This is a genomic window from Pseudomonas sp. RIT288, assembly GCF_000631985.1.
Lineage (GTDB): Bacteria > Pseudomonadota > Gammaproteobacteria > Pseudomonadales > Pseudomonadaceae > Aquipseudomonas.
Window position 1 is genome coordinate 79,997 of record NZ_JFYN01000043.1, and the last position, 25,530, is coordinate 105,526.

Genomic DNA, 25,530 nt, shown 5'->3' on the forward strand with positions numbered 1-25,530 from the left:
CTTGGCTCCAGGACTTTCATGCAATGGCATCGTTCAGGTTGACTTGAGCGCTACTGGAAAACACCTGCAAGAGTTCAGACAGCGTGCCTGACGAATAGTAAACGTGACGATCAACATCCTGACTTTTCAGCTGCAGGGCTTTCAAGGCATCGACCAGAATATGCGTCTTGTTTGGAGAGTCGAGCCCAAGGTCAATTTCCAGATGAGCGATCAATATCGCTCCAGTCCACAGTCCGAAGGCTGTGTTTATTGATCAGTTCGAGCACCGTGGCAGCCCGTTGCAGGTCAACACTAAATACCGTGCGCTGCGATGAACATTGCGACGGCCGACCGGCAATAGGATTCAACTTCATTGTCGTCCTTTGCTTTCGCTTCATCGAAGCGGGCGATCATCAGGAGATCGGACCCTTTGATAAGCGCGGCAAACAAGCGGGCAGACGCTAAAGGGTCGGGCACGTTTAGCATCGCCTCCGCGTGCAACTGACGCAAAAGGGCCTCGATCTGGGCAGTGACATAGGCGGGACCGGCTTCGTAATGGAGCTTGCTCAACGACTTTTGCTTCGTCTTGTCGACCATGATCATGGCTTCAACACTGCGCACTTCCGGACTCAACAACGTGCGCAGCAGGAATGTCCCCACCGCCATCAGCTGATCTGCAGCCGAACCGTCGACGCCTTCAACAATGGCCTGTGGTGCAAACTGATGGCAGTGGGCCGCGATGGCCGCGCTGAACAGCGCCTCCTTGTTCTCGAAGTGTCGGTAGATGCTTAGCTTGGATATTTTTGCCCGCTGGGCGACCTTGTCCATTGTTGTCGCTTGAAATCCCAACTCCACAAACAGTTCGCCGGCGGCGTCGACGATCGATTGGCTGAGCGCCTCGTTGGCTGGCCGGCCGCGCCGGGTCTGGCTGATTTCGGTCATAAAGATTCCAGTACTTGACGGTATCGTAATTTCAGGATTATGGTACTCGAAAGTATCCAAACAGTAAAACCCAAGTCCCTTCAGCCACAACGCGGAGCCTATCACCATGAATGACGTCATCATTATCGGCGGCAGTTTTGCGGGTCTTGCCGCCGCACTCCAGCTTGGTCGTGCCCGCCGAAAAGTCATCGTTCTCGATACCGGCCTTCCGCGTAATCGCTTCGCCGACCACTCGCATGGTTTGCTTGGCCACGATCACAAGCCCCCACTGGAGATTCTGGCCGAAGCGCGGCAACAGTTGGCGCGCTACCCTACGATCAATCTTGTCACTGCCAGGGCCGAGAGCATCTCCGGCACCATTGACGATTTCTACATCCTCACTGGTGATGGCGAAAGCCTCAGGGCACGCCGCCTGATTTTGAGTTATGGCGTCGCCGACCAGATGCCTGAACTTCCCGGCTTTGCCGAAGGCTGGGGAACCTCCATAGTGCCCTGTCCCTATTGCGACGGCTTTGAAGTTGCGGGCCGGCATTGGGGCCTCGTCTGGTCCGGCCCGCCCTCGCACAACTACGTCAGGCTATACCACGACTGGACCGACACACTGACAGTCTTCGCCAATGGTCAAGACATTCCACCCGACATCCGGGCCGATCTGGCGCGCCGCGGCATCCCGATCGTCGATGGCCGGATCACCGAAATCGACCATGACGAGAGCCACAACGCCACTATCAGGCTAGATGCCGGCCCCTCTGTTGCGGTCGACATCTTGTTCGCGCATCCGCGCAACAAGCCGTCCGCACGTCTGCATGAATCACTGGGCCTCGCCACGATCGATACGCCCCTGGGCATCGCCCTCAAGGTCGACGAGCGCCGCGAAACCAGTGTGCCCGGCGTCTACGCTGCCGGCGATCTCGCCAATCCTCTCATGGCTTCTGTCAGCACGGCTTCATGGCAAGGTGCGATGGCGGGCATCTTCGCCCAGCAGTCCATGCTGGTTTGAGATCAAGCAGCATCGATCACGCCAATTTCAATTTCACAATAGACGCGAGCGCCACCATGGAAGTCCTGAAGAAATTCAAGCCGCTAGACGATAAGTTCCCGCTTGAGCGCCAACTCGGCATCTCGGCCGCGCCAATCGTACTTATCAACATATTCACGGTCGGTTCCGCCGACGAAGCGGGCTTCCTGGACGCCTTCAAGGCGGCAGGCGAAACCCTGAAGAAGCAGCCGGGCTTCATTTCCACCCAACTGCACCGCGCGATCGGTGATAGCCCGACCTTCCTGAACTATGTGGTGTGGGAGTCCACCGAGACGCTCCGCGATGCCTTCGCCCGCCCCGAATTCGTCGCCAAGGTTTCGGCCTATCCGTCATCCGTCGTAGCCACCCCGCACCTGTTCCAGAAGGTCGCCGTCCCCGGCTTTTGCACGGCCTGACTCCGGAAATATGGCAAGGCGCGATGGCCGGCCCTTCGCCCAGCAGTAGATGCCGGCTTGAGAGCAGAGACTGGAGATGAGCATGGAAGCGCACATGTCCAAGACCAGAAACACCGAAGCCAGCATCAGCATTTCTCGCCCGACTATTTTTGAAAAAGGCTGACACACATGGAGTTCGAACACGTCACTTTCGACCTGCCACACGGAACCTTTCATGCGCTGAAGGGCGGCGATCCCGATGGTCAACCGACGATCGTCTTGCACGGTTTCCCAGATCATCCGCCAACCGCGAAGCTCTTCCTTGCCGAGCTCGGCCGCCGTGGCCGTCACGTCGTCGCACCCTGGCTTCGCGGCTACGCGCCGTCCCCGACTGCGGGGCCGTTCGACTTCGCGGCTCTCACCAGCGACGTGCTCGCGCTGATCGACCGTTGGTCTCCGGGGCGCCCCGTGGAGTTGATTGGCCACGATTGGGGCGCCCTGATCACCTATGACGCCTGCGTCACAGCACCGGAGCGGATCGAACGCGCGGTCGCGCTCGCAATCCCTCATCCACTCACGTTCATGAGCCGGCTGACGCACCTCGCTCAGCTACGCCGGAGCTCGTACATGGGGCTCTTTCAACTGCCTGGAAGCGGCTGGATCGCCACCGCCCGCGATCTTGCCTTCATCGACAGCCTCTGGCGTCAATGGTCGCCCGGCTTCTCGCTCGATCCCGCGCTCAAGGCAGAGCTACACGAGCATCTGCGCAAGAGCATGCCCGCGCCCCTAAAGTATTACCGGGCGATGCTGCGCCCCGGCATGATTGGTGCGACGCGACGCATGTCTCAGCCGATCACGGTGCCCCTGTTGCAGCTTCACGGTGCCAACGACGGCTGCATCCTCCCCGCGCATGTCGAAGACCGACATCGGTTCGCCGCCCCGCACGCGATGGAAGTCGTCCCCGGCGTCGGTCACTTCCTGCACATCGAGGCCCCTGAGGCGATCGCGGAACGGATCGCGGCATGGGCCAGGTAGCGTCCTATCCTCCTTGCCTCGATCAAAGGCTAGCGGGTTAAAACGAATCAAAACGAGGAGATGTCATGACAGAGCAAAAAGCCTATCAGGTCGCCGACTGGAATGGCGAAAGCGGAGAGTACTGGGCCGCCAACCAGGCCCGGCTCGACGCCATGTTTGCGGTATTTGGCCAGGCTGCGATAGAAGCCGCGGCGCCCGTCACGGGCGAACGCGTGCTTGACGTCGGTTGTGGCGCGGGCGCGTCGAGTCTGGCTCTGGCCGCCCGCGTCGGGGCGGGCGGCCATGTGCTGGCCGTGGACATATCCGAACCGCTGATTGAACGAGCGCGCGAGCTTGCGCCGCAGGATACGCCGGTCCTGTTTCAGGTGGCCGACGCCAGTAGCGCCAAGCTACCCGAGGGCGCGTTTGACATCCTTTTCTCGCGTTTCGGGGTGATGTTCTTCGACGATCCGACAGGGGCGTTCGCCCATATGCGACGCGCGCTCCGGCCGGGCGGGCGGGTCGCTTTCATCTGCTGGCGCGGCGTGGCCGAGAACGATTGGGTACGCCTGCCGATGGGCGCGATCAGGGGCATCGTCCCGCCGATCGCACCGCCTGATCCCGAAGCACCCGGACCATTCTCGTTCGGTGACCGGGGGCGCGTGACACGTATCCTGACGGAGGCTGGCTTTACCGATATCACTTTTGCGCCGTTCGATGTGTCCATCCCATTCGGCGAAGGCGAGACTCGGGATGCGGCAATCGACGACGCGGTAAGGATGGCGTTCGAGGGCGGCCCGCTGTCGCTTGTGCTCGCGCATCAAACCGATGACATCCGTGACCACGCCTGGGCCGCAGTTCGTGCCGCCTTCGCCGACCTCCCCGGCGAGCGGTCGGTGATGATCGACGGCGCGGCCTGGATCGTCATGGCATGTAATCCGGCAGCCAGCGCTTGTTAGCATGGATGACGTCCCCGTTCAGTAGAGCAGGGCAACTTTGGCAAATTAGATTGATGTCCCTTTTGGTTTGGTGATCCGTCCTTGGCAAAAGCGAATACTCTGCAATGGTCTTAATCGGTTGTGGATTCAACCGGTCGACGCAACAGATTGGCTAAAACGTTCAGCGGGTGTTCCCCACACCCGTTGAAGGTGCCCACCAAGGGCACCATTTTTCAGTTCTATCCGGCATGGGGTGACTTAAAGCAAGTCTTCAGGCTGCATCGTCAAAATGATTTTCCCGACGTTCTGGGAAGACTCCATCCGGCGGTGAGCATCGGCAGCCCTTGAAAGCGCAAACGTGCTGTCGACAACCGGCTCAAGGCTTCCGGCACCCTCGAAGCGATCAAGCCAGTGCTCGCGGAAACGCTTGATCATTTCGTGCTTCTCCGGTTGCGTGCGCGACTTCATGACCGTACCGATGATTTGCACGTGGCGGTAAAGAATATCTTCCAGCGCTACGGTCACGTTGCCGCCTCCGCCAAGGATGCCTACCTGAACCAAGCGGCCGCCCTTTGCAAGGGACGCGATGTTGCGGGCGAAGTAGGGCTCACCGATAAAGTCGATGATGACATCGACGCCGCGACCCTGGGTTTTGTCGGCAATCACGTCAGCGAAATCCTGCGTCTTGTAGTCGATCGCCACGTCAGCGCCCAAATGTTCGACACGCGCCAACTTGCTGCCTTCGGTCGTCGCATACACCGTGGCGCCTGTGGCATAAGCCAACTGCACCGCAGCAGACCCGACGCCGCCGGCGGCCGCATGAATCAACACCGAATCACCGGACTTGAGCCGAGCCAGGTGCATCATCGCTTCATGGGCCGTGACGAAGACCTCGGGAATGGCCGCCGCGTGTACATAGTCAAGCTGCGCGGGAATGTGCATGGCCATGCGGTAATCAATGCGTGCCTGTTCGGCGTAGGCACCGCCTCCGACCACGCCCATGACGCGATCTCCCACCTCGAACCCCGTGACCGCGCTACCTTTGCCGATCACTTCGCCGGCGATTTCCAGGCCGATGATCAGCGAGTCACCGAAGTTCGGATGGCCGTAGCCACCGGTCCGGTGAGTCAGGTCCGCACGGTTCACCCCGGCGGCATAGACACGCACCAGCAGGTCGTGAGGACGGACTTCAGGATTGGCGACCTCTACGAGTTCCAGGACGTCTGGCGCACCAAACTCTTTGATGTTGATGGCTTTCATTCAGTTGTTCTCCGTTTCGCTGAACGTGGCGCTGGCGATAGCCGATGCGGTGATGGCGCCAGGGAAGCCCACGTAAAACGCCAGGTGCGTGATCGCTGCCGCCAGTTCGTCATGGGTTACACCGTTGCCAGCCGCCCGGCGTAAGTGAGCAGGCAACTCCTCCGAGTGACCACCGGCAATCAATGCCGCCACGGTGATCAGGCTACGGTCGCGCGGGGACAGCGCCGGATCGCTCCAGATTTGCGGATAAAGCGTTGAGTCGACGAATTGCGCCAGCTTCGGCGTGAATGCGCGCGCTGCTTCGCGAGGACTGTTGAAGTTGAGCTTGGACATGGGCGAGTTCCTTAAACCTGGCTGATGAATTTGTGAGTGAGATAGTGCTCGATGCCTTCAATGCCACCTTCGGAGCCGTGACCGCTTTCTTTCATGCCGCCGAACGGGAGCTCGGTCGCGACGATGCGGTATTGATTGATCCCGATCATCCCGGCCTCCAATCCATCAGCGACATCAATGGCCGTGCGCGCGCTGGAGGTGAACGCGTAGGCCGAAAGTCCGTAGGGCAGGCGGTTGGCTTCTTGCAGTCCATCGGCCAGTTCATCGAACGGCATCAGTACGGCGATGGGGCCGAAGGGTTCTTCGTGCATGACGCGGGCGCTCATCGGCACATCCGCCAGAACCGTGGGTTGGAAGAAGTAGCCTTCGCCTGACAGGGCTTCGCCACCGACCAGTACCCGTGCACCTTTTTCAACGGCATCGGCGACCAGTTCTTCCATTTTTGCCAATTGCCTTGGGTTGGCCAGGGGGCCGACCTGGGTGTCCGGATGCAGGCCGTCACCGATTCTCAGCGCTTGGGTCGCAGCGACAAAATGATCGACAAAGGCTTGATAGGCGCCACGCTGGATCAGAAACCGAGTGGACGAAATGCACACCTGCCCGGTGCCGCGAAAGCGGTTCGCGACGCCTTCGATGGCGGCTTTTTCAATGTCGCCATCCTCGAACACCAGCACCGGTCCGTGTCCACCGAGTTCAAGGGTGATGGGCTTCACGCCTTCGGCAGCGCGTGCAGACAGCAGGCGACCGATCGGCACTGAACCGGTGAAGGTCACTTTGCGAATGATCGGCGAGGCGATCAGATGGCTGGACACTTGATCTGGTACGCCGAAGACCACTTGCAGCACACCCTTGGGCAATCCTGCATCGTCGAGTGCACGCGCCAGGGCCAGTGCTGTGGAGGGGCTTTCCTCACCGGGTTTGAGGATGACGCTGCAACCGGCGGCCAGTGCTGCCGAGAGCTTGCGTGCCGGGGTGATGGCCGGGAAATTCCACGGTGTGAATGCGGCGACTGGGCCGATGGCCTGGCGTTTGACAAGTTGCAGTACGCCTGGCCGATTGGCCGGAACCACACGGCCATCGATACGTCGGGCGCTTTCGGCGAACCATTCGAAATACTCCGCCGCACGAGTCACTTCATCCAGGCTTTCATTCAGCGGCTTACCTTCCTCCAGGGTCATCTGCGTGGCAATCTGCGGTGCACGCTCGAGGATCAGGTCGGCGGCACGCTTGAGGATTTTTGCGCGTTTGTCAGGCACGGTCTGACGCCATTGTTCGAAGCTCAGGCGAGTCACTTCAAGGGCGTGATCAAGGTCGTCTGCGGTGGCGAGAGGGACGCGGCCGATTTCCCGGCCGGTTGCCGGGTTGACGACAGCGGCGGTATCGCGCCCTTCGGCACTGATCCATTCACCACCGATGAAAAGATAAAGCGGGTCGTAGGAAGTCTTCATGATGTGACCTTCAGTTGGTTGTCAGAGATTCGTAAGAAATCCGGCGCCTGTTCAGGCGGCCTGTGCAACCAAGTCTATGGAAGGAGCGCCCCTTGATTTAGTCGCGCCGAAGGGAATCATTGTTGTCGCCAGAGGTAATATCGAGCCGCGGGCCGAACGTGTAGCATCCGGAAAAAATGCGCGCTATCACGGGTGAGCGTCAGATATCAGGAAGGTCGCGATGGATAAGCTTTCGAACATGTCGGTGTACATAAAAGTTGTCGAGATGGGCAGTTTCACGGCCGTTGCCAATCATCTGGACTCCACAGTCGGTAACGTATCGCGTGCTGTATCTGCGCTGGAAAACGTGCTCGATACACGCCTGTTGCAACGCTCGACCCGACGTCTTTCGGTCACCGATGCAGGGCGACGGTTCTATGAGCGCTGCACGAAAATCCTGGCTGATCTGGAAAGTGCCGAAGCCGAAGCCAGCAATGCGGCGCTACAGCCGAAGGGAACACTGCGTGTGCATTGCGTGCCCGGGCTGGCTCGGCATCTGGTCACGGGGGCCGTGCTGGAGTACCGCCGGCAGTTCCCGGAGGTGACTGTGGATTTATTACTCTCGCAACGCATGCCTAACCTGTTGGAAGACCAACTGGACGTCTCGATTCTGATCGCCCGTGCGCTTCCCGATTCGGCGTATGTCAGCCAAAAGATCGGTGTCAGCCATTGTGTGCTGGTGGCGTCGCCAGACTACCTCGCCCGGCATGCGGCCCCCGAAAAGCCCGAAGACTTGCGCGATCATCAGTGTCTGCTGCTGGGTACCGTGGACTATGTGCGGGATGAGTGGCAGCTCAAGAGCAGAGCGGGGGACGCGACATTTGTCCCGACGGGGCCAAGTTTCAGCGTCAACGATATGGATGCGATGGCGCTTGCCAGTCGAGAGGGCGCGGGGATTGGTTTGTTGGCCGGGTTTACAGCCATCGACGATTTGCGTTCCGGCAAGTTAGTGCGGGTTTTGCCTGACTACCATACCTATGAGCGCAACGTGTACGCCGTCTATACCTCCCGGCAGTTTGTCGATGCAAAAATCACCCGGTTTATTGAAACGCTGAAAGATCGGGTTGGCAGTCAACTGGCAGCCACGGCCAAAGAACTTATCGATTGAAACGCTGGTGGGCAAAAAAGTATTTGCGCCTCGATGAGACAACTCTTCGAGGCGCAATGATTGGCGAACAGCTTGCTTACCCCTGGCTGCAGCGGCCCATGACGCTATAGGCCAGTACGTGCTGTTTGCCTTGTGAATCCTGGTAAGTCATGTGCGTCGGCACTACAGCGCAAACATCTGGCACGCGGTCTTCAGAGATGACTTTGGCGACATCAAGGTGGGTACCGTAGCCATATTGCTCGACCTGTTGAGTTCTTGCTGCACCCTCCTGCGCCGCTACAACAGAGCTGAAGCCCAAAAGTGCGATGATGACCATTGCTGTTTTCATAATGAGATTTCCTGAAGTAAGTGGATGTTGCTGGCAGGACGAACTTTAGGCTTCAGGGTTTTGTGGAAACAGGAGCGAATCAGGGAAAGACTTTTCTCAATTCCGAACACAATCGTGAGGTGTCTGACGTTAGTGCTTTTTTATGTGTGGCCGTCTGCTTTTGGGCGAAATCTGCCTGTCAAAGGCAGCCACATGCTCCTGAGTTTCGAGGTCGAATCAACTAAACTTGAGGGAGCGCGCGGCCGTGTCAGAAGGGCATAGTTGCGCAAATGGCCGAAAAGATACGGAAACGATCCAGAGGGAGAAGGACAAAATTTCCGAACGCCAGAAACGACAAAGCCCTGAATAATCAGGGCTTTGTCGTACATAAGATGGCGGAGGCGATGGGATTCGAACTCATGGACCTGTTACAGTCGACGGTTTTCAAGACCGTTGCCTTAAACCACTCGGCCACACCTCCGTTTGCGTTGCGGGCGCCATAATACCTGAATGAAACACACTGTCAAACTCTGTGCATGGCTTGTTGCAGAGCGTCTGTTATGATCTTTGCGACTGAACGTTTCAAACCAACAGGAGTGTCGCCATGCGCGAACAGGATTACGCAGTTCACAACAGCGTGCAGGCTGAGCAGCTAGAGGTTAGCCGCGTCCTGCGCAACACTTACGGTCTACTGGCGCTCACCCTCGCATTCAGCGGTGTGATGGCGTTCGTGGCGCAGCAGATGCGCGTCGGCTACCCGAACATTTTCGTGGTGCTGATCGGCTTCTACGGACTGTTCTTCCTCACCAACAAACTCCGTGATTCCGCGTGGGGCCTGGTGTCCGCTTTTGCGCTGACCGGTTTCATGGGTTTCCTGCTCGGCCCGATCCTCAACCGTTACCTGGGCATGCAGGGCGGCGCTGAAGTGGTCAGCTCGGCGTTCGCGATGACCGCGCTGGTGTTTGGTGGTCTGTCGGCCTACGTGCTGATCACCCGCAAGGACATGAGCTTCCTCGGTGGTTTCATCACCGCCGGTTTCTTCGTGTTGCTGGGTGCAACGCTGGCGAGCCTGTTCTTCCAGATCAGCGGCCTGCAACTGGCGATCAGCGCCGGTTTCGTGCTGTTCTCGTCGGTGTGCATTCTGTTCCAGACCAGCGCGATCATCCACGGTGGCGAGCGCAACTACATCATGGCGACCATCAGCCTGTATGTATCGATCTACAACCTGTTCATCAGCTTGTTGCAGATCTTCGGCATCATGAGCCGCGACGACTGATCGCAATTCGTGAATCAACAAAAAACCCGCTTCGGCGGGTTTTTTGTTGTCTGCGAAAAGCGGATCAGTTGATCACCATGCTGCCATCGGCCTGTTGCTTGTAAATAGTGTAGGGCAGCAGAAAAGTATCCAGCACACCCGAAACCGCTGCATCGACCACCAGGCCAAAGGAGGCGTTGTTGTAATTGAACGCGTCGACGTCATCCGGCTTTTCGGCGTGCAGCATGCAGAAGTCGTAGGTCGCACCGCTGTAAATGCGCGGGACCGCGCCGCAGTAGGTTTTCTTGGTTTTCAACTGGTCTACGGAAGCCTTGTCGCTAAGCACGACGGTCTGCACCGTCCCGCACCCGGCAAGCATCAACACTGTCAGCATCACTGCCTGAATTCTCATTACCGCCAATCCTTAGCCGGAAAAACCTCAATCTACGCCGAACAGACGCAAAAAGCACTCACGCCATCGGCGGCAAACGGCGTTTGACCGGGGTTTTCTTGACGATCGCGGTGTTGGTTTCGGCCAGCGTATTGAGGCGGTCGAGCAGGGTGTCCAGCTGTTCCATCGAGCGCACGTGCAGGCGGGCGATGAAACAATCTTCCCCGGTGACCTTGTCGCACTCGGTGAACTCCGGGATCGACATAATCTGCCGTTCCACTTCCTGCAGTTGCCCCGGCAGCGGACGTACCCGGACGATCGCCTGGAGTTGATAGCCGAAACATTTGGGGTCGATCTCGACGGTATAACCCCTGAGCACGCCGCGTTCCTCCAGCCGGCGCAGGCGTTCGGCCACGCTGGGTGACGACAGGCCGCTGATCTGCGCCAATGCCTTGAGCGAGCGGCGCGAGTCTTCCATCAAGGCGCTGATGAGGATCTGGTCGATATCGTCGGTCATGGCGCAACTCCGGTATTAGGCATTTGAGGGAAACCACCCGCGATAAAAAAGGCAGAAACCGAGTTTAGCCTGCTTTTTGCGCTGGAGGCGCTCGGGGTCGGCTTGGCATACTTTTGCCACGCTTTCGTCAAACGCTTAGGGAGATCAATGATGGAAAACACAATCCGCCGTGGTTCATTGGAAATGACTGCCGCCATGCTGATTTCCGGGACCATCGGCTGGTTCGTGCTGGTATCCGGGCAACCGGTGCTGGATGTGGTGTTCTGGCGTTGCGTGTTCGGCGCCGGCACCTTGCTGCTGATCTGCGCGGCGTTCGGCTTCTTGCGTCCGGGCATTTTGACCCGCACCACGTTCCTGCTCGCGGTGCTCAGCGGGGTGGCGATTGTCGGCAACTGGGTATTGTTGTTCGGCTCGTATTCCCGGGCCTCGATTGCCATCGGCACGGCGGTCTACAACGTACAACCGTTCATGCTGGTTGGCCTGGCGGCACTGTTTCTCGGCGAGAAAATCACCTTGCAGAAGCTGTTCTGGCTAGCGATTTCCTTTCTCGGCATGCTGGCGATCGTCAGCGCCCACGGAGGGCAGGGCGAGAGCGGTAACGAATATCTGCTGGGGATTGCGCTGGCGCTGGGCGCGGCGTTGCTCTACGCGATGGCGGCGCTGATCATCAAACGCCTCACCGGCACGCCGCCGCATCTGATCGCGTTGATCCAGGTCTGCACCGGAGTGCTGTTGCTCGCGCCGTTCGCGCACTTCAACGGCTTGCCGCAAACCAACGGAGCCTGGGCCAGTCTGGTGACGCTGGGCATCGTCCACACTGGCCTGATGTATGTGCTGCTGTACGGCGCGATCCAGAAACTGCCGACTGCCCTGACCGGAGCGCTGTCCTTCATCTACCCGATTGCGGCGATCTTCGTCGACTGGTTCGCCTTCGGCCATCGCCTGGAGATCCTGCAATGGGTCGGTGTCGCAGCGATTCTGCTGGCCGCCGCCGGGATGCAACAGGGCTGGGGCCTGAAAGCCCGGCGCGAGCTCAAATCGGCTTGATCAGATCCTTGAACAGGCCTTTGAGCTGCTGATTGCCAGCATCCACCAGATGATTGTCGTCAAAGTACAGCGGCACGCCGTCCATGGAACCCATGCAGTTGCCGTTGGGACACAGGTACGGCGTCGGGTCGATCACCGTCGCGTTGCAGCGGCTGGCGGCGGCTTCGATGGTTGCGATGGCGACGCGGTTGCGTTTCTCGTATGCCTGCAACGGCAGGGAAATGTCCGTGGTTTGCCGGAACAATCGCTGATTCAGATTCAACCCCTTGTAGACGCTGAAGGGCATCTCCGGGATCGGTTTGACGATGTACACCGGGTGGTTTTCAGCGATCGAGCAGACCGTGCTGACGTATTCTTCGGTATAGGCGTCAGCAAACGATGCCTGGCGCTCGGGAAACGAAATCCGATAGCTGTTTTCTCGTCCTGAATCCGCGTACAGCGCCGCACGGCTGAACAGCACCACCGGGATCCCGGCATACGCGGTTTTCAGTTGCTGCAACTTTTCCTGATTGAAGCCCCGGCACTGGCTTTCGACGGTTTTGTCGTGCATGGCGAAGTGCGCCAGGGTCGGGCAACCGCCCCGTGACCACGACAGCGCTGCCTGCGGGTTGTCCATCTGCACCGCTGCTGCGGTGGATTGCGCGTGGCTGTCGCCATACAGAATTACCGACACGTCACCCGTGCCCAGTTTGCAATCCGCTGCTGCATACGCGTTGGGGTAGCACTCCTGCGGATACAGCTTGCTGGTGTATTCCGGCTGGCCGAGTTCGACCAGTGCCGGGCGCCAGTCGGGGTGTTGCTTGACCAGCGACGACGTCGTTGCCGACACGGCCACCACCGCTACCGTCAGCGACGCGAACTTGATCACTGTTCGAGTAGCGCTCGTACCTTTCTTCACCTTCGATTCCACCAGGTAGAAGGACAGGGTGCCGAGGGCGAACGAGGCGATGATTGCGCCGATCACGTGTGGCCAACTGTTCAGCAGGCCGCACAGGTACAGCAGTACCACCAGCGGCCAATGCCAGAGGTACACCGAGTAGGAAATGCTTCCGACAAACTGCAGCGTAGGATGGCTGCTGAACACTGACCGGGTGTTGCCGTGAATCACCAGCATCGTCCCCAGCACCGGCACCAGTGCCAGGTAGCCGGGCCACAGGTCCGCCTCAGAAAAGCCCAGCACGCTGACGGCAATTGCCAGCAGGCCGAACCCTTCGCAAATCACGCCGCCGCGCTCGCCCAATCGCAGGGGAAACAGAAAAACCAGGCCGCCGGCGATCATTTCCCATGCGCGGGTGGGCAGCATGTAGAAGGCGAACGTCGGGTTGAGGCGGGTCACGACGATGGACGCCGCGAGCGACATCAACGCCAGGGCAACCAGGGCAAATCGGCTTTTGTCGGCACCGAAGAACCGGTGCAGCCCCATGATCAGTACGGGATAAAGCAGGTAGAACTGCCACTCCACCGACAGCGACCAGGTGTGCAGCAACCAGTTTTCATGCAGCGGCGCCGCGAAGTAATTACCGCTTTGGGCAAAGCTGAAGTTCGAGCTGAACAGCAGGCTGCTCTTGATCGTGCGGATGGTTTCGCGCAAGTCGTCCAGCGGCAGATAAAGGTAGCCGAAAACCAGCAGTGCAACGCACAGGACCAGCAGGGCGGGAATGATGCGTCGGGCGCGGGAGGCGTAGAAACCGAGGAGGGAAAAATTCTGCTGCTGCACGCCATTGACGATGATGCCGGTCATCAGGAAGCCGGAGATGACGAAGAACACGTCTACGCCGACAAATCCGCCTTCAAACCCTGGCACCTTGAAATGAAACAGCACGACCGAGAGCACGGCCAGTGCCCGCAGGGCGTTGATACTCTTCCTGAATTGCATTTATGCGTCCATGTCACATCCGTTGTGCGGCGCATTGTAGTGATGATGTCGGCTTTGTTACATGGATTTTTCCGCTGATTCAGATGTTCCAGCGCGGCGCCGTCATCGCCAGGCGCTGGCGCAGCTCACCGATGTTCGCGGCCAGTTGTCGGGTCAGCAAGCGGTAGCCGTCCAGCGTGCTGTAGACCGGCGTGTCGAGACCGGCGTCCGGTAACTCCAGCGGGCGCTCCAGGCGTTGCGTGGCGCCGGACTTCAAGGCCCGGGCCATGCCGATCAGCTGCACGCGGATCACCCGGTGTTCGGCTCGCAGCGCCGATTGCAGGTGCGCCATGGCTTCGGGGTCGTTGGCATCCGGGCGGGTGTTGCCGAGGATCTCCAGAGTGCTGACGCACATCCGCAGGTTGCGCTGAATCGCGTCCAGTTCGGTCATGGAGATTTTCACTTCCTTGGACACCGAAGGCATCAGCGAGCGCAGTTGCACCATCACTGTGGTCACCCGGCCCATCAGCTTCAGATGTTCATCGGCGCTGACCGGTTGGCCGCCAATGATCCGCCCGTACAACGTGGCGCAGTCGCGCAAGGCGTCGGCCAGGTTGTAGCGCCACGAATACACCGCGTACAGCGGCAGGGCGAAGGAGAACGCCAGGGCCAGGGCAATGCCGATCAGGATGTCGACCCCGCGCCACAAGCCGTCGGTGATCGGGTTGTCGCCATGTCCGGCAACGATGAACACGGTAATCGCCGAGAGCAGGGCGGTGTAACCGCCCTTGCCGATCGCGTGATAGGAGAAGAAGCCGCAGACCACCGCCATGGCAAAGTAGGTCAGCCACGGCAGGCCCAGCCATGCCTGTTGCGCCACCAGCAGCAGACCGACGCCAGCACCGATCAGGGTGCCGGTGGCGCGTTCGGCGGCTTTCTTGCCGATGTTGCCGTGGTGCTGCAGGCCGCCGATCACCACCAGCATGGTCACCGACGCCCACTCGCCGTGGGGCAGGTTGATGCCGGTGGTCAGCAGGATGGTCGCCAGCAGCCCCAGCGCTACCCGCACCGCGTGAATCAGTCGGGCGTGCTGGTAGCGGCGGTACGGGTCCAGCAACGGACGCAGGATTCGCCGCAGCAGCGGTGGCAGTCGTTGGGCGCTGAAGGTGCTCAGTGCAAAGTCCTCGTCAGAAGATGTAGTCGGTGGTCAGGAAGCTCGAATCGCGGCCGCGAATGATTTCGCTGATCAGGTCCTTGTTGCTGTCCTGGAACTTGGTCGCCACCAGTGTGCGGATCGAAAACACCCGCAGTGCATCGTGTACCGACAGCGTGCCCTCGGCGGAGTTCTTGCGCCCGTTGAACGGGTAGGTGTCCGGGCCGCGCTGGCACTGGGCGTTGAGGTTGATCCGCCCGACCTGATTGGCGAAGGTATCGACCAGTCGGCCGATCGCCACCGGGTTGGTGCCGAACAGGCTCAGTTGCTGGCCAAAGTCCGATTCCAGCACGTAATCGATCACGGTATCGAGGTGACGGTACGGCACGATCGGCACCACCGGGCCGAACTGTTCTTCGTTGTACACGCGCATCTGCGGCGTCACCGGGTACAGCACCGCCGGGTAGAAGAACGACTCGCGACTCTCGCCGCCGTTGGGGTTGACCACTTGCGCGCCCTTGCTCTGCGCGTCGGCCACCAGACCGTGCAGGTAATCGACCTTGCCCGACTCCGGTAACGGCGTCAGCGCCACGCCGCTGTCCCACGGCATGCCCGGCTTGAGCGTGGCCAGTTTGGCGTTGAATTTTTCGATGAAGGTGTCGACCACGTCTTCGTGCACAAACAGGATCTTCAGCGCGGTGCAGCGCTGGCCGTTGAACGACAGCGAACCGGTGACCGCTTCGCTGACCGCATTGTCCAGATCGACTTCCGGCAGGACGATGCCGGGGTTCTTCGCATCCAGACCCAGCGCGGCGCGCAAGCGGTGTGGTTTCGGGTGCAGCTTCTTCAGGTCGCTCGCGGCCTTGTTGGTACCGATGAAGGCGAAGATATCGATCTTGCCGCTGGCCATCAGCGCGCTGACGGTCTCGCGGCCGCTGCCGTAGATCACGTTGATCACGCCGGTCGGGAAGCTGTCGCGGAACGCTTCGAGCAGCGGGCGGATCAGCAACACGCCGAGCTTGGCCGGTTTGAACACCACGGTGTTGCCCATGATCAGCGCCGGAATCAGCGTGGTGAAGGTTTCGTTCAGCGGATAGTTGTAAGGCCCCATGCACAGTGCCACGCCGAGTGGCACGCGACGGATCTGGCCGAGGGTGTCCTGTTCCAGTTCGAAACGGCTGGAGCGGCGGTCGAGTTCTTTGAGTGCATTGATGGTGTCGACGATGTAGTCGCAGGTGCGATCAAACTCTTTTTCCGAGTCCTTGAGATTCTTGCCGATCTCCCACATCAGCAGTTTGACCACGGCTTCGCGCTGCTGGCGCATGCGGCCGAGAAACGCTTCGACGTGCTGGATCCGTTCGGCCACGCGCATGGTCGGCCACAGGCCCTGACCGCGATCATAGGCACGCACGGCAGCGTCGAGGGCGGTGAGCGCGGTGTCCGCGTCAAGCAGCGGGGTGCTGCCGAGGATCACTTGTTCATCGCCGTTCTCGCCGTGCAGATACACAGGGCTGCGCACGGTGGCGAGCGGGCCGTCCCAGCGCCGCAGTTCGCCATCGACGAGGTATTCGCGTTGCTCGACCTGACCGTCGAGGCGGTATTTTTCCGGGATGTCGCTGACAGAAGGGAACAGGTTGCCAAGGATGTTTGCTGTGGTCATGTCGCTACCCCGTGTTGATGTCCGTATACAGATCAAAAAGTCTTTACAGGTTATACGCCTGAATACGCTGAAATTTAAACCCGTGAATGTCACGCGAATGTCACGCCAAGCCCTGTAGGAGCTGCCGCAGGCTGCGATCTTTTGATCTTGATTTCCAAAAGCAACGTCAAAAGATCGCAGCCTGCGGCGGCTCCTGCAGACGGCAATGGTGTGGCCCCGTTTGGCCCCATCGTTGTCCCGCAATGCCCTCAACCCGCTGCCGTGCCTGCCTTAAGGTGTGATCACAACAATAAGCGATGCCACCCTCGAGGATCGTTATGCGGGCAATCCGACTCACTTTACTGCTGGCGCTGTTCATGACGCTGTGCGGCTGCGGCGAAAAATCCGCACCGCCGGCGACCACCCGCAGTGCCACACCCTCCGACCCGGCCCTCGCGCAGATCTACGTCAACAGCTGCCAGTTGTGCCACGCCAACCCGGCCGCCAATGCGCCGCTGACTGGCGATCGTCAAGCCTGGGAGCCGCGCATCCGCCAGGGCGCCGACACGCTGCTCGACCACGCCATCAACGGCTACAACGGCATGCCGCCGATGGGCCAGTGCGTCGAGTGCACCGAAGAACAATTCCTGCAACTGATCGGCTTCATGGCCGACCAGCCCCTCCCACAATAAGGGCGCGCGCATGAGCATGGATCTGACACGGCGTCAGTTGTTGCAACGGGCAAGCATCGTCGGCGCGTTCAGTGCACTGGCGGCCAACCCCGCGCTGGGGCAATTGATGCGCGCCCCGCGGCTGATTCCCTGGCGCAACTGGTCGGGCGGGCAGAGTTGCCTGCCGGCGGCGCGGCTGGCGCCGAAGAATCTCGATGAACTAAGCACTGCGATTCGTCAGGCCCAGGGCAAAATCCGCCCGGTCGGTTCGGCACATTCGTTCAGCGCGCTGGTGCCCACCGACGGCACGCTGCTGTCGCTGAGTTATTTCACCGGCCTGCTCGATCACGACCCGAGCACCCTGCAGGCCGAATTCGCCGCCGGCACGCCGATGTCGCGCATGGGCGTGCCGCTGAAGGACGTCGGCCAAGCGCTGCAGAACATGGCTGATATCGATTACCAGACTCTCGCCGGGGCAATTTCCACCTCGACCCATGGCACCGGCAAAACCTTTCAGTCGTACTCGGCGCATGTCTGCGGCATGCAACTGGTGACGGCCAATGGCGAGGTGCTGGACTGCGACAGCCAGCGTCATCCAGAAGTGCTCAACGCCGCACGGGTATCCCTCGGTGCATTGGGCGTGGCGACGAAAATCCGTCTGCAAAATCGCCCGGCCTACCGCCTGCGCGAGCGCCAGTGGATCGCCAGGACCGAAGAGCTGCTGGAAGACCTCGACAAGAACACCCGGGAAAACCAGCACTGGGAAATGCTCGTGGTCACCCATTCCGACTACGCGCTGTCCATCGCCCTCAACGAAACCAGCGACCCGGCTACGCCGCCGATTCCCCCCGAAGAGGAGGGCGGCAACGAGTTCGTGACCCTGATCGAGAAGATCGACAAATACGGCAGCGACTTCCCCGAGCTGCGCCGCACGCTGCTCAACAGTCTGCGGCATCTGGCGAGTTTCGATGATCGGGTCGGCGACTCGTTCGACATCTACGCCAACGTGCGCACCGTGCGCTTCAACGAGATGGAATATTCGGTGCCCGCCGAACACGGCCCGGCGTGTCTGCGTGAAATCCTCAAGCTGATTCAGGACAAGGACCTGCGCACCTGGTTTCCCATCGAGTACCGCTACGTCAAGGCTGATGACATTCCGCTGAGCATGTTCGAGGGCCGCGACAGCTGTTCGATCTCGGTGCACCAGCATTACCAGATGGACCATCACAACTTCTTTGCCGCGGTCGAGCCGATCTTCTGGAAGTACAACGGCCGCCCGCACTGGGGCAAATTGCACACGCTCAACGCGAAGAATCTGCAACCGCTGTACCCGCGCTGGCGCGAGTTTGTCGACGTACGTCAGGCGCTGGATCCGAGCGGACGCTTTCTCAATGCACATCTGGCATCGATTCTGGGGGTGAGCTGATGGCGCTCAATCGGCGTAATTTCATGCTCGGCACGTTGGGTGTCGGCGCTTTACTGGTGGGCGTGGGCGCCTGGCTGCGACCGGGTGATCGCGGTGCGCCTTACAGCGAATATTTCCGCGCACTGAATAAAGAACTGAAAGACCAAGGCCCGATGCGCCCGGTGCTGCTGATCGATCTGGATCGCCTCGATCACAACATTGACGTGGTAACGCAGTCGGTCAAACGCAGCGGCAAGCAATTGCGTCTGGTGGAAAAGTCCCTGCCTTCGCCGGGGTTGTTGAGCTACATCGCGCAACGGGCCGGGACGCAAAAACTCATGTCGTTTCACCAGCCGTTTCTCAACCACGATGCCGTCACGTTTCCCCAGTCCGACATTCTGCTCGGCAAGCCGTTGCCGGTGCGTTCGGCCGAGCTGTTTTATCAGACCCACAAAGGCCCGTTCGATCCTTCCAGGCAACTGCAATGGCTGCTCGACGGGCCTGCACGGCTGCAGCAATATCTGGCGTTGGCGCAGGGTCTGGGCACGCGGCTGCGCATCAATATCGAACTGGATGTCGGCCTGCATCGCGGCGGGGTCAGTGATGAGAGTGTATTGGGGCAGATGCTCACGCTGATCAGTGCCAACCCGCAGCACTTGGCGTTCGCCGGGTTCATGGGCTACGACCCGTTCGTGGGCATGGGCGTGCCGGGGATTCTCGGTTCGCCCGAGGAACTGTTCGCCAAGGTCATGCTGATTTATCAGCGCAACGTCGATTTTACTCACCAGCAGTTTCCGGCGTTGTGGAATGACCACCTGTGCCTGAACACCGCCGGCAGCCCGAGCTACCGTATCCACGAAAACGAAAAGCTCAGCACCGAGGTTTCGGTGGGCACGGCGATGCTCAAACCGACGCATTACGACTTGCCGTCGCTGGTTGACCACGTACCGGCGACCTACATCGCCACCCCGGTGCTGAAGAGTACCGGTGCGGTAAATATCCCGGCGCTGGACGACAAGTCGAAACTGTTCTCCTGGTGGGACACCAACCAGCGCCAGACCTTTTTCATCTACGGCGGCAACTGGATGGCCGAGTTGGAATCGCCGTCGGGGTTACAGAGCAATGGGGTCTACGGGCGCAGTTCGAATCAGGAAATGGTCAACGGTTCGAATGCGGTGGGCCTGACCGTCGAGGATCAAGTGTTTCTGCGCCCGACCCAGACCGAAGCGGTTTTGCTGCAGTTCGGTGATTTGCTGGCCGTGCGTGGCGGCAAGATCGTCGACACCTGGCCGGTTTATTCCTGAAGCAAAAGATCGCAGCCTTTGGCAGCTCCTGCAGGGCGCACTCAATCCCACTGCAGGAGCTGCCGAAGGCTGCGATCTTTTGATTTTGCTTTCCCATCAACTCCAGCATGAAGCTTTCATGACAAAAGTTCGGTAGCACATAGCCAGTCCGGTCATGCCTATGTAACGCGCTTGAGGGCCCCAACGGGGCGCTTTTCATAAGCCGAGGCGGGACGCCGGGAGTGAGGCAATGGGGACTATGGAACGCTACTCGAAAGTGGGCATGCAGGAACTCGATCAGCGCCTGTCGAAGATCGTCGAAGCCGCGCGCAAGAAGCCGGTTTCGGTGTATCGCTACGGCGCGCCGTGGGTCTGGATCGTCTCGCAGGATGACTGGCAGGGCGCCTTGAAAGAGGTCTCCAGCTACATTCCGCCAGGCCATTCGCTGGTGTTGCTGCGCCCGCAGATCGACGACTTGCTCGACGCCCACCAAGGCCTGCTGCACGAACTCAATGCCGAACCGGGCATGCTCATCCCCGCGCAAACCGTCATGCACATCCTGCTCCTGCAACTGCTGTATTCGGTGCCCAGCGAGCAGCAACTGTATGAACAACTCAATTACAACCTGCTGTTCCGCTGGTTCGTCGGTCTTGGCCTGAACCAGAAAGTCTGGAGCTTCAACGTCCTCAGTCGCGACATCGCCACGCTGCTCAACAACCCGCGTGCGGTGCAGCTCATTCAGAAAATCATCGGCGAAGTGTTCTGCGGTGCCTTGCTGCAAATGCCCGAGTTCTCCTTGAACTTCGCGCTGCTGCACACCTGGCTCGGCAAGCACAGCGGTGTCGCGCACGTCAGCAATTAGCCGCGCCTGCCATTGATGCAACACACAAGGCGCGCAACAGCGCCAACAGGTCATCGCGAATTCAGGGGGTAGTGTGGATCAGATTTTCACGTCACGGCTGGCGCTGTGGGGCTGGCTGCTGGTGACGGCCGGCGCGCAACCGGCGTTCGCCGAAGAGGCTGCCCAAGGCGCCGTGCCGCAACGTCTGGTGGACGTCAACGAATACTTCGTGCGCGGCAACACCGTGCTCGACGCCCGGGCCATCGAAGAGGCGGTGTACCCGTTTCTCGGCCCGCAAAAAGCCATGACTGACATCGAAGGCGCCCGCGATGCCTTGCAGAAGGCTTATCAGCAGCGGGGCTACCAATCGGTGTTCGTCGAACTGCCGGAGCAAGCGGTGGCGGATGGCATCGTCTATCTGCAAGTCAGCGAAACCAAGGTCGGCCGGGTACGGGTGGTCGGCGCCAAACACTATTCGCCGCTGGACATCCGCGACAACGTCCCGGCGCTGAAAGAGGGCGAGGTGCCGGACTTCGCCAAGGTTCAGGGCGAACTGGCGCAGCTCAATAAAACCCCGGGCCGCCAGGTCATGCCGCTGGTGCGCGAAGGTCAACGCCCCGGCACCATGGACGTCGATTTGCAGGTCGAAGACCAGAACCCGTGGAGCGCCAGCGTCGGCCTCAACAACGACTACAGCGCCGACACCGAGAAGCTGCGCGCCGTGACCAGCCTCGGCTACAACAACCTCTGGCAGCTTGGCCACAGCATCAACCTGACGTACTTCACCGCACCGCAGGACACCGACAACGCCAAGGTCTGGTCGGCTTCCTACACCGCGCCGCTGACCGAGCGCTGGAGTGTGCAGTTCTCCGGTTATCAGTCCGACAGCAACGTCGCCACCATCGGCGGCAGCAACGTGCTGGGCAAGGGTCACTCCTACGGCGTATCGGCAATCTACACGCTGCCATCCAGCGGCAACTGGTCGAACTCGCTGTCGGCCGGTATCGACTTCAAGGACTTCGACGAACGCCTGACCCTGTCCGGCGAGAGCGACAAGGTGCCGCTGAAATACGCGCCGTTCACCTTCGCCTACAACGGCTTCCGTTACACCGAAAAGAGCCAGCTCGGCCTCGGCCTGAGCCTGGTCGCGGCCACCCGCAGCATTTTCGGCTACGGCAGTTCCGACGAAGACTTCGACTACAAACGCTACCGCGCCAACCCGAGTTTCGCCGTGGTCAAGGGCGACAGCAACTTCACCTGGACCTTCGACAATGATTGGCAAAGCGCGAGCAAAGGCGCATTCCAGCTGACGTCGGGGCCACTGGTGTCCAACGAACAGTTTTCCGCTGGCGGCGCGACCTCGGTGCGCGGCTATCTGGCGGCCGAGCGCACCGGTGATGACGGCGTACTGCTCAGCCAGGAGCTGCGCACGCCGTCGCTGGCGAAATACGCCGGCAGCTGGATGCAGGAATGGCGCTTCTACGCCTTCGCCGAAGGCGCGCAACTGTACCTGCGTGACGAGTTGCCGGACCAGGACGCCAGTTACGCCCTGGCCAGCGTCGGCCTCGGCACCCGCGCCAGCCTGAGCAAATGGCTGTCCGGCAGCCTCGACTGGGGCTACCCGTTACTCGAAGGGCCGAACACCTCGAAGCAGGAATCGCGCCTGCACTTCAACCTTCAAGCCACTTTCTAAAGGAGCACGTTCATGCAGCGCCTCATTCTTTCGTTGTTGATCTGCCTGGGCTTCGTGCTCCCGGCCACGGCGCAGGCCTGGTGGCAGGACGACTGGCATTACCGCAAACAGATCGCCGTCGACACCACGCCACAGGGTGCCGGGATCAATCAGGCGCTGGGCCGCACCGCGCTGCTGGTGCGCCTGCACACCGGCAATTTCACCTTCGATGGCGTCAAGGAAGACGGCGCGGATTTGCGCTTCGTCGCCGCCGATGACAAGACCGTGCTCAACCACCAGATCGAAAGCTTCGACGCGCTGATGGGCATGGCGCTGATCTGGGTCGATGTGCCGAATGTCGAGGGCGGTCAGCGTCAGGACATCTGGATGTACTACGGCAATCAGAAGGCCCCGGCCACCGGTAACGGCCAACTGACGTTCGATCCGAATTACACCGCGCTGTATCACTTCGACGGCGCTACCGGCACCCCGGCCAAGGACACCAGCGCTTACGGCAACACCGCACAAAGCGCCACCGGCGCGGCGATTGACGGCGTGGTCGGGCGCGCCTTGCAGTTCAGCGGCCAGCCGTTGTTGCTGCCGGCCAGTCCGTCGCTGCAGCACAGCGCTGGCAGTGCGTTCACCTTCAGTGCCTGGCTGCGTCTGGATCAGGCCAATGGCGAGCAACTGATCCTTGCCCGCCGCGAAGGCGCCAACAGCCTGCTGGTCGGGGTCAATCAAGGCGTGCCGTTCGTGGAGATCGACGGCCAGCGCGCGGTGGCCACGCAGCCGCTGAGTCCGGGGCAATGGCAGCACGTCGCGCTGACCGCCGAAGGCGCGAAAGTCAGCCTGTACATCAATGGTCGTGAAGGCGCGACGCTGGCTCAGGCGATGCCGGCGTTCAATTCGGTGATGGCGGTTGGCGCCGATCTGGCCGCTGGCCCGTACCAGCCATTCGTGGGCGCCATCGACGAACTGCGCCTGTCGAAAGTCGCGCGTCCGGCGCCATTGCTGCTGGCTGATGCGACCTCCCAAGGCGCCGAGTCGAAACTGGTGGCCTACGGCGTCGACGAGGAACAGTCCGGTTTCGGTTTCGGCAGCCTCGGTTTCCTGCTCAACGCGGTACCGGTCGACGCCTGGGTGATCATCGCCGTGCTGGTGCTGATGATGTTCCAGTCGTGGATCATCATGCTGCGCAAGAACCGCACCCTCAGTCGTGTGAGCAAGGCCAACGAAGACTTCCGCGAGCAGTTCGCCAAGGTCGGTACCCGTCTGGAGATGTTCGCCGACGACGCGCAACTCGCCCAGCGTCTGCAGCATTCGCCGCTGTGGCGCTTGTACTCGGTGGCGGTCAAGGAAATCCGCACCCGCCGCGAGCAGGGTGCCGATACCTCTTCGGTGTCCGCAGCGACTATTGAAGCGATTCGCTGCTCGATGGACGGCGTGCGCACTCGCGAGAACCAGGCGCTCAGTTCGAAACTCTCGACCCTGTCCAACGCCATCGCCGGCGGCCCGTACATCGGCCTGCTCGGCACCGTGCTGGGGATCATGGTGGTGTTCCTCGGCACCGCGATGGCCGGCGACGTCAACATCAACGCCATCGCGCCCGGCATGGCCGCCGCATTGCTGGCCACCGCCATGGGCCTGTTCGTCGCGATACCGGCGCTGTTTGGCTACAACCGCCTGATCACCCGCAACAAGGAAGTCAGCGCCGACATGCGCGTGTTCGTCGACGAGTTCATCACCCGTCTGGCGGAGATGCACGGCGAAGGCCAGTCCAGCGAAGCGGCGCATCAGCGCGGCCATCACGCCAACCACTCCGTACCGGCCTGAGGAGCACTGCCATGGCGTCCGTAAATGCCTCCCACGACGATGACGAAGATGCAGCGGTGGACAGCATCAACATCACCCCATTGGTCGACGTGCTGATGGTGGTGCTGGTGATGTTCATCCTCACCGCCACCGCGCAGGTCTCCGGGATCCAGATCAACCTGCCCAAGGCCAGCGCCTCGGTGTCACTGTCGGAGGCCAAGACCAAGGCGATTTCGGTCAACGACGGCGGTCAGGTGTTCCTCGATGCCTACCCGGTGACCCTGGCCGAGCTGGAGGAACGCTTGCGCATCGAGAAGGCGCAGAGCCCGGACTTCCCGGTGATCGTGCGTGGCGACGCGACGGTGCAGTACCAGAAGGTCATTGAAGTGCTGGATCTGTTGCGCCGGCTCGAACTGTCTCAGGTCGGTCTGGTGACCGGCAAACCGACGCAGGGCTGAGTGATGACCGCACAACTTCCGATCGAGCCGCTGCCGGTGAAACGCTCGCCGTTGCGTTACCTGAAGTGGAGCGCCGGGCTGCTGCTCGGCGCGCTCGCCGCGTGGTTCCTGTGGCAGTGGGCCAATGACATGAGCGGCGTGCGCCGTGAGGCGCCGAAGGTGCCGACGATCATTCCGTTGCCGCCACCGCCGCCGCCCCCTCCGGAAAAACCGCCGGAGCCGGAAACCCCGGTGGAAGAAAAAGTCGTCGAGCCCGAGCCCACGCCCGAGCCGCAAGAGGTCAAGCCCGAGGAAGAGGCGCCGCCATCGCCGGCGGACGATCTGGCCAACCCGATGCAAATGGACGGTGACGCACAGAGTGGCAACGACGCTTTCAACATCGGCGCCGGCAAGGGTGGCGGCATGGCCGGTGCGGGTGGCGGACGCCTGGGAACCGGCACTTACAGTCAGTTCCTCGCGTTCACTTTTCAGCGCTTGCTGCGCGAGAACCCCGACCTGCGCAACCTCGCATTTTCGCTGCAGGCCGATGTGTGGCTGAGCAGCGTCGGCGAAATCACCCGAGTCGAGCTGGTCAAGTCCAGCGGCAGTTCCGAGATCGATACCCAGGTGCTGGCGGCGCTGCGTAACGCGCCGCACCTGAGCGAACGGCCACCGGCCTCCATGACGTTGCCTGTGCGCCTGTCCCTGCAAGGGCGGCGTCCGGGTTAACCCACTTATTCATTGCCAAGCATTCAAGCTTTGCCAAAAGGA

At 60.7% G+C, this 25,530-nt stretch carries 26 protein-coding genes and 1 tRNA gene; 15 read left to right on the plus strand and 12 right to left on the minus strand.

Going from position 1 to position 25,530, the window contains the following annotated elements; genetic code table 11:
* Positions 1–16 precede the first annotated feature (16 nt).
* The gene (locus tag BW33_RS25720) at positions 17–214 is read right to left on the minus strand and encodes a hypothetical protein (RefSeq protein ID WP_047602127.1); all 198 of its coding nucleotides are present in this window, start codon (positions 212–214) and stop codon (positions 17–19) included.
* Between the two features lie 77 nt (positions 215–291).
* Positions 292–921, minus strand: a complete 630-nt coding sequence (locus BW33_RS25725; RefSeq protein WP_047602443.1) for a TetR/AcrR family transcriptional regulator — start codon at positions 919–921, stop codon at positions 292–294.
* A 106-nt stretch (positions 922–1,027) separates the two neighbouring features.
* Here BW33_RS25725 and BW33_RS25730 point away from each other — a divergent pair, with 106 nt between their 5' ends.
* The 4 genes from BW33_RS25730 (at position 1,028) to BW33_RS25745 (ending at position 4,307) form a co-directional block, all read left to right on the plus strand.
* On the plus strand, positions 1,028–1,921 hold the full coding sequence (locus BW33_RS25730; RefSeq protein ID WP_047602128.1) for an NAD(P)/FAD-dependent oxidoreductase: 894 nt from the start codon (positions 1,028–1,030) through the stop codon (positions 1,919–1,921).
* A gap of 56 nt (positions 1,922–1,977) precedes the next feature.
* Positions 1,978–2,355 (plus strand): antibiotic biosynthesis monooxygenase family protein, encoded by a 378-nt coding sequence (locus tag BW33_RS25735; protein ID WP_041475302.1) that lies wholly within the window; start codon positions 1,978–1,980, stop codon positions 2,353–2,355.
* A gap of 168 nt (positions 2,356–2,523) precedes the next feature.
* Entirely contained in the window at positions 2,524–3,369 is an 846-nt protein-coding gene (locus BW33_RS25740; RefSeq protein ID WP_047602130.1) for an alpha/beta fold hydrolase, read from the plus strand.
* 65 nt (positions 3,370–3,434) lie between these two features.
* Entirely contained in the window at positions 3,435–4,307 is an 873-nt protein-coding gene (locus BW33_RS25745) for a class I SAM-dependent methyltransferase (protein WP_047602132.1), read from the plus strand.
* A gap of 237 nt (positions 4,308–4,544) precedes the next feature.
* Here the strand turns inward: BW33_RS25745 and BW33_RS25750 are convergent, their stop codons facing one another.
* The 3 genes from BW33_RS25750 to BW33_RS25760 are packed head-to-tail and all read right to left on the minus strand — an operon-like array spanning position 4,545 to position 7,327.
* Complete coding sequence (locus BW33_RS25750) at positions 4,545–5,546, minus strand: NAD(P)H-quinone oxidoreductase (protein WP_047602134.1); 1,002 nt, start codon at positions 5,544–5,546, stop codon at positions 4,545–4,547.
* On the minus strand, positions 5,547–5,879 hold the full coding sequence (locus BW33_RS25755) for a carboxymuconolactone decarboxylase family protein (protein ID WP_047602135.1): 333 nt from the start codon (positions 5,877–5,879) through the stop codon (positions 5,547–5,549).
* A gap of 11 nt (positions 5,880–5,890) precedes the next feature.
* Complete coding sequence (locus BW33_RS25760; RefSeq protein WP_047602136.1) at positions 5,891–7,327, minus strand: NAD-dependent succinate-semialdehyde dehydrogenase; 1,437 nt, start codon at positions 7,325–7,327, stop codon at positions 5,891–5,893.
* A gap of 220 nt (positions 7,328–7,547) precedes the next feature.
* Between BW33_RS25760 and BW33_RS25765 the strand changes: the two genes are divergently transcribed.
* Positions 7,548–8,474, plus strand: coding sequence for a LysR family transcriptional regulator (locus BW33_RS25765; RefSeq protein ID WP_047602138.1), 927 nt, complete (start codon positions 7,548–7,550; stop codon positions 8,472–8,474).
* A 76-nt stretch (positions 8,475–8,550) separates the two neighbouring features.
* On the opposite strand, the gene BW33_RS25770 is transcribed toward BW33_RS25765, so the two are convergent.
* Both BW33_RS25770 and BW33_RS25775 read right to left on the minus strand, forming a co-directional pair.
* Positions 8,551–8,802 (minus strand): DUF2790 domain-containing protein, encoded by a 252-nt coding sequence (locus BW33_RS25770; protein WP_047602139.1) that lies wholly within the window; start codon positions 8,800–8,802, stop codon positions 8,551–8,553.
* Positions 8,803–9,174: 372 nt separating this feature from the next.
* Positions 9,175–9,262 (minus strand) — tRNA-Ser (locus BW33_RS25775).
* A gap of 123 nt (positions 9,263–9,385) precedes the next feature.
* Between BW33_RS25775 and BW33_RS25780 the strand changes: the two genes are divergently transcribed.
* Positions 9,386–10,057 (plus strand): Bax inhibitor-1/YccA family protein, encoded by a 672-nt coding sequence (locus tag BW33_RS25780; RefSeq protein ID WP_047602140.1) that lies wholly within the window; start codon positions 9,386–9,388, stop codon positions 10,055–10,057.
* A gap of 64 nt (positions 10,058–10,121) precedes the next feature.
* Here BW33_RS25780 and BW33_RS25785 read toward each other — a convergent pair whose 3' ends face one another.
* Positions 10,122–10,448, minus strand: coding sequence for a YceK/YidQ family lipoprotein (locus BW33_RS25785; RefSeq protein ID WP_047602141.1), 327 nt, complete (start codon positions 10,446–10,448; stop codon positions 10,122–10,124).
* 58 nt (positions 10,449–10,506) lie between these two features.
* The gene (locus tag BW33_RS25790) at positions 10,507–10,944 is read right to left on the minus strand and encodes an Lrp/AsnC family transcriptional regulator (RefSeq protein ID WP_047602142.1); all 438 of its coding nucleotides are present in this window, start codon (positions 10,942–10,944) and stop codon (positions 10,507–10,509) included.
* Between the two features lie 150 nt (positions 10,945–11,094).
* On the opposite strand from BW33_RS25790, the gene BW33_RS25795 reads away from it, so the two are divergent.
* The gene (locus BW33_RS25795; RefSeq protein WP_047602143.1) at positions 11,095–11,991 is read left to right on the plus strand and encodes a DMT family transporter; all 897 of its coding nucleotides are present in this window, start codon (positions 11,095–11,097) and stop codon (positions 11,989–11,991) included.
* On the opposite strand, the gene BW33_RS25800 is transcribed toward BW33_RS25795, so the two are convergent.
* The 3 genes from BW33_RS25800 to BW33_RS25810 all read right to left on the minus strand — a co-directional run bounded on the left by BW33_RS25800 (position 11,978) and on the right by BW33_RS25810 (position 16,659).
* Positions 11,978–13,867, minus strand: coding sequence for an acyltransferase family protein (locus tag BW33_RS25800; protein WP_047602144.1), 1,890 nt, complete (start codon positions 13,865–13,867; stop codon positions 11,978–11,980). The genes BW33_RS25795 and BW33_RS25800 overlap by 14 nt on opposite strands.
* A gap of 79 nt (positions 13,868–13,946) precedes the next feature.
* Positions 13,947–14,987, minus strand: a complete 1,041-nt coding sequence (locus BW33_RS25805) for an FUSC family protein (protein WP_177327531.1) — start codon at positions 14,985–14,987, stop codon at positions 13,947–13,949.
* A 46-nt stretch (positions 14,988–15,033) separates the two neighbouring features.
* Positions 15,034–16,659 (minus strand): NADP-dependent glyceraldehyde-3-phosphate dehydrogenase, encoded by a 1,626-nt coding sequence (locus BW33_RS25810; protein ID WP_047602146.1) that lies wholly within the window; start codon positions 16,657–16,659, stop codon positions 15,034–15,036.
* A gap of 317 nt (positions 16,660–16,976) precedes the next feature.
* On the opposite strand from BW33_RS25810, the gene BW33_RS25815 reads away from it, so the two are divergent.
* The 8 genes from BW33_RS25815 to BW33_RS25850 all read left to right on the plus strand — a co-directional run bounded on the left by BW33_RS25815 (position 16,977) and on the right by BW33_RS25850 (position 25,488).
* A complete protein-coding gene (locus BW33_RS25815) occupies positions 16,977–17,330 on the plus strand; it encodes a c-type cytochrome (RefSeq protein ID WP_047602148.1) in 354 nt (117 codons plus the stop codon).
* Positions 17,331–17,406: 76 nt separating this feature from the next.
* The gene (locus tag BW33_RS25820) at positions 17,407–18,735 is read left to right on the plus strand and encodes a D-arabinono-1,4-lactone oxidase (RefSeq protein ID WP_177327532.1); all 1,329 of its coding nucleotides are present in this window, start codon (positions 17,407–17,409) and stop codon (positions 18,733–18,735) included.
* A gap of 74 nt (positions 18,736–18,809) precedes the next feature.
* Complete coding sequence (locus tag BW33_RS25825) at positions 18,810–20,018, plus strand: DSD1 family PLP-dependent enzyme (RefSeq protein WP_177327533.1); 1,209 nt, start codon at positions 18,810–18,812, stop codon at positions 20,016–20,018.
* Between the two features lie 229 nt (positions 20,019–20,247).
* A complete protein-coding gene (locus tag BW33_RS25830) occupies positions 20,248–20,859 on the plus strand; it encodes a transposase (protein ID WP_081794268.1) in 612 nt (203 codons plus the stop codon).
* A 73-nt stretch (positions 20,860–20,932) separates the two neighbouring features.
* Positions 20,933–22,531, plus strand: a complete 1,599-nt coding sequence (locus BW33_RS25835; protein ID WP_047602153.1) for a ShlB/FhaC/HecB family hemolysin secretion/activation protein — start codon at positions 20,933–20,935, stop codon at positions 22,529–22,531.
* Positions 22,532–22,543: 12 nt separating this feature from the next.
* Entirely contained in the window at positions 22,544–24,343 is a 1,800-nt protein-coding gene (locus BW33_RS25840; RefSeq protein WP_047602155.1) for a DUF2341 domain-containing protein, read from the plus strand.
* An 11-nt stretch (positions 24,344–24,354) separates the two neighbouring features.
* Complete coding sequence (locus BW33_RS25845; protein WP_003224462.1) at positions 24,355–24,780, plus strand: ExbD/TolR family protein; 426 nt, start codon at positions 24,355–24,357, stop codon at positions 24,778–24,780.
* Between the two features lie 3 nt (positions 24,781–24,783).
* Positions 24,784–25,488: an energy transducer TonB family protein gene (locus BW33_RS25850; RefSeq protein WP_047602156.1), complete on the plus strand. Its 705-nt coding sequence runs from the start codon at positions 24,784–24,786 to the stop codon at positions 25,486–25,488.
* Positions 25,489–25,530 lie beyond the last annotated feature (42 nt).